Source organism: Pseudarthrobacter sp. NKDBFgelt (assembly GCF_046097905.1).
GTDB classification, from domain to species: Bacteria; Actinomycetota; Actinomycetes; order Actinomycetales; family Micrococcaceae; genus Arthrobacter; species Arthrobacter polychromogenes.
This window is the reverse complement of sequence record NZ_JBJURL010000145.1, coordinates 1-3418: the sequence shown is the minus strand read 5'-3', so window position 1 is coordinate 3418 and position 3418 is coordinate 1. Positions and strand designations below refer to the sequence as shown.

Genomic DNA, 3418 nt, shown 5'->3' with positions numbered 1-3418 from the left:
AGGGCGGGTACGAGCCCGAAGACGGCCGGCACGGCTACTCGCCGGAGGCTGTAGCGGCCATGGCCGCCTTTGAAGCCGCCGAGCCGCGCCTCCGCGAGATGCTCCACGCCTGTTCCAGCGGCCGCGAGCTGGCCGGCGGCGGCTACGGGGCGGACGTCGATATCGCCGCCGAACTGGACTGCAGCGACGCCGTGGCCCTCCTGGTCAACGGGGTGTTCAGTCCGCGCTGACCGGTGCGGTCAGCGGGCTGGCCTCTCCACGGAGGCTGGCGCCCCGGCCGGCAGGCGAAATGGCCGGCCGCTCCCGCCTAACGGTAGGTGGAGACGAACGGCTGGCTGGTGGGTATGATCTGCTTGCCCAGCGGCATCAGGGACACCGGAATAAGCTTCAGGTTGGCGATGGCCAGCGGGATGCCAATGATGGTGACTGCCATGGCGAAAGCCGTGACCACGTGCCCGATCGCGATCCAGACTCCTGCCACCAGGAGCCAGATCACGTTGCCCAGCAGCGGGAAGACGCCGGTGCCGCCGGGCTTGTCCACCACGGTCCGGCCGAAGGGCCAGAGGGTGTAGGCGGCGATCCGGAACGAGGCGATGCCCCACGGGATGGTGATGACCAGCAGGCAGCAGATGACACCGGCCGCGAAGTATCCGAGCGCGAGCCAGAACCCGCCAAAAACCAGCCAGATGATGTTGAGCAGTGTCTTCATTCATCCATTGTGCCCCGGGGCCGCCGGCAAACAGCTCAGGGGCTTCCCTGAGCTGCCCCTGAACCGGATCCCGCCGTGCCGCCTAAACTGCGGTGCCGCCTGAACTGCGGTGCCCGCCTAGACCGTGGACTCGGCTTTCGCCGCGTGCACGAAGGCGCGGACCTTGGCCAGGTCCTTGACGCCGCGGGATGCCTCAACACCGGAGGAAACGTCCACTCCCCAGGCGCGGGCGGCAGCTGATGCTTTCCCAACGTTCTCCGGGTCCAGGCCGCCGGCCAGCAGCCAACTGCGTCCCTGCAGGGCAGGGAGGCCGGCCACCGAACCGTAGTCCCAGGCCTCGCCCGAACCGGGGACGGCGGCGTCGATCAGGAGCAGGTCCTCGCCCCAGTCCTCCAGCTCCTCGGGCGTGGCACTCAAGGTGACAGCCCTGACCAGCTTCATCCCGGCGTCGTGCACGGTGGCAACGTCCCCGCGGGTGCGCGTGCCGTGCAACTGGAGCCATTCCAGCCCGGCGGCGCGGGCAATGGCCACGGCGTCAACAACGGGCTCGTCGCGGAACACGCCGATAGGCAAAACCCGTTCAGGGACCGCCGCCAGCAGGGCCGATGCCTGCGAGGGCGAGACCACACGGGGGCTGGCGGTGAGGACGAAACCCACCGCGTCCGCTCCGGCGTCCACCGCTTCGCGAACAGATTCCGGCGTGCTGAGACCACACACTTTGACGAACATTCCCGGCTCCTTCAGGCTGTTTTCGTGTTGTCCCCCCGGAGGAGAGTAGCAGGGAAGGATGGGAGCTGCCGACACCTGCCGCCTGCACCCCGCCCTGGGGCGGGCAACTAGGCTGAACAGATGGAGATCATCCGCTTTGCCGACCTTAAACCCGAACCGTGGCGCAACGGCGGCGGGGTAACGCGCCAGATCGCGGGCCACACCGGCGCCGCCTCCGGACACGACGGCGGGTGGGACTGGCGGGTCAGCATCGCCGAGGTGGGCAAAGCCGGGGACTTCTCGCCGTTTCCCGGGATGGAGCGGGTGCTCACCGTGGTTGAGGGCGAGCTCCTGCTGCTCACCGTGGATGGTGCTGAACATCCCCTCGAGAAGTACCGCCCGTTCCGGTTCCCTGGCGGGGCCGACACCACCTGTGCCCTCCCCACGGGGGACGTCCGCAACCTTAACGTCATCACCCGGGCGGGGAAGTACAAGGGCTTTACATCCATCATCGAGCTCTCGAAGAAACGGGCCCACCCCCTTTTCGCCAGCCAGTTCGGCGTCCTGCTGCAGGGCCAGGCCACTGTCTCTGCCCCTGCTGACCCTGCAGCGGCCGCTGCCGCAGCAGGGTCCGCTGCCGGGCCCGGGGCGCCTGGGCCGGTGGCCCTGGACCGCTACGACGCCGTGGTGGGTTCGGACAGCGGTTCCCCGGAGGTCCTGGGCCGCGGCTTCCTGGCTGTGGTGTCCATCGATGAGGTTACTGGCTGAGGCTGAAGCGCCCGACGTCCACTACGGCATGGTTCCGGCGCGCTTCCTCGGCGGCGAAGACGGCGGCGTGGCTGACCAGGGACTCGTCCAGTCCGGACACCACCCCCGACCAGTCCCCGCCGGCGAGCGCGGCAACCCAGGCGGAGATGAGGCCGCGGTCGCCGCCCTCGTGCTTTTCGCCCCGGACCTGCGGCACGGCAGCGGGCACGGGGTGGACAGTTGTTGTTCCGGTCAGGAAGTCGTAGACGGAGATGGCTCCGGCTTCGATGGTGATCTCGCCGTGGCTGCCGAAGATGCGGGTCCGCCGGGGGCCCGCGGCGGTGAAGGCCGTGGCGGTGAACGCGGCGGTTGTGCCGTCCTCGTATTCGATGTTCACCACCTGGTGGTCCACGACGTCGTTGTCCGAGAAATAGACACAGCGGCCGTAGGGTCCCGTGGCCAGGGCGTGCAGCAGTGATTCGCGGGTGCCGCCAGGATCCACGACGTCGGCGAAGTACGCCCGTGCCGGGTCCGGCCTGCCGCCGTTCGGTGGCCGCCCGGCGCCGTAGATCTTCAGCGCGGAGTAGGGGCAGCGTGGTTCAGCCGGGCAGTCGGTGCAGCGCCGGGTTGCGCCTTCCGGTGCCCCCTCGGGACGGAAGTGGGCCAGCTGCCCGAAGGAGGATACCCGCAGGGGCCTGCTGCCGATGATGAAGGAGAGCCAGTCGACGTCGTGCGTGCACTTGGCGAGTAGGAACGGACTTGAGTTTTCCTCGCGGCGCCAGTTCCCGCGGACGTAGGAATGCGCGAAGTGCCAGAAGCCGACAGGTTCCAGGTGCTGGACGGAAATGATCCGGCCCACCGCCCCGCCGGCCAGGATCTGCTTGAGCAGGACCGTCAGCGGGGTGTATCTAAGCACATGGCAAACCGTTGCCCTGGTGCCGGTCTCACGGCTGATGCGGCCAAGGTCCGCACAGCCGGAGGGGTCGACGGCGACGGGCTTCTCCAGGAGGATCGGGTAGCCGTGGGCTGCGGCTGCTGCGAAGGGAGCTGCGTGTTCACGGTCCGGCGTGGCGATGATGATTCCGTCGGCCGGCAGCCGGGATTCCAGCATTGCCTGCCAGTTATTGAACACCCCGCCGTCCGGTATCCCGAGCTCGTTTGCGAGCCGGCCGCGCATCCCAGATGGTTGCTCAGGGTAAGGGCTGTCTGCCCTTCGAAGCGGACCCTTTGGAACCCGCTTCCCTGGCTGCCTCC

General features: G+C 68.5%; 4 protein-coding genes and 1 pseudogene. 2 read left to right on the top strand and 3 right to left on the bottom strand.

All coding sequences use genetic code 11. The features are described 5' to 3' along the window. Nucleotides 1-230: pseudogene (locus ACKAE7_RS20635) on the top strand (phosphosulfolactate phosphohydrolase); the annotation flags it as partial. Between the two features lie 77 nt (nucleotides 231-307). Here the strand turns inward: ACKAE7_RS20635 and ACKAE7_RS20630 are convergent. Together ACKAE7_RS20630 and ACKAE7_RS20625 are read right to left on the bottom strand one after the other, a co-directional pair. Next, on the bottom strand, nucleotides 308-709 hold the full coding sequence (locus ACKAE7_RS20630; RefSeq protein WP_408980175.1) for a YccF domain-containing protein: 402 nt from the start codon (nucleotides 707-709) through the stop codon (nucleotides 308-310). A gap of 117 nt (nucleotides 710-826) precedes the next feature. Next, nucleotides 827-1438, bottom strand: coding sequence for a phosphoribosylanthranilate isomerase (locus ACKAE7_RS20625; protein ID WP_408980174.1), 612 nt, complete (start codon nucleotides 1436-1438; stop codon nucleotides 827-829). 120 nt (nucleotides 1439-1558) lie between these two features. On the opposite strand from ACKAE7_RS20625, the gene ACKAE7_RS20620 reads away from it, so the two are divergent. Then, nucleotides 1559-2185 carry a HutD family protein gene (locus ACKAE7_RS20620; protein WP_408980173.1) on the top strand — a complete coding sequence of 209 codons (627 nt, stop codon included), beginning with the start codon at nucleotides 1559-1561 and terminating at the stop codon, nucleotides 2183-2185. On the opposite strand, the gene ACKAE7_RS20615 is transcribed toward ACKAE7_RS20620, so the two are convergent. Beyond that, nucleotides 2175-3341, bottom strand: coding sequence for a Gfo/Idh/MocA family protein (locus ACKAE7_RS20615; protein WP_408980172.1), 1167 nt, complete (start codon nucleotides 3339-3341; stop codon nucleotides 2175-2177). The two genes, ACKAE7_RS20620 and ACKAE7_RS20615, sit on opposite strands and share 11 nt — an antisense overlap. Nucleotides 3342-3418: the final 77 nt, after the last annotated feature.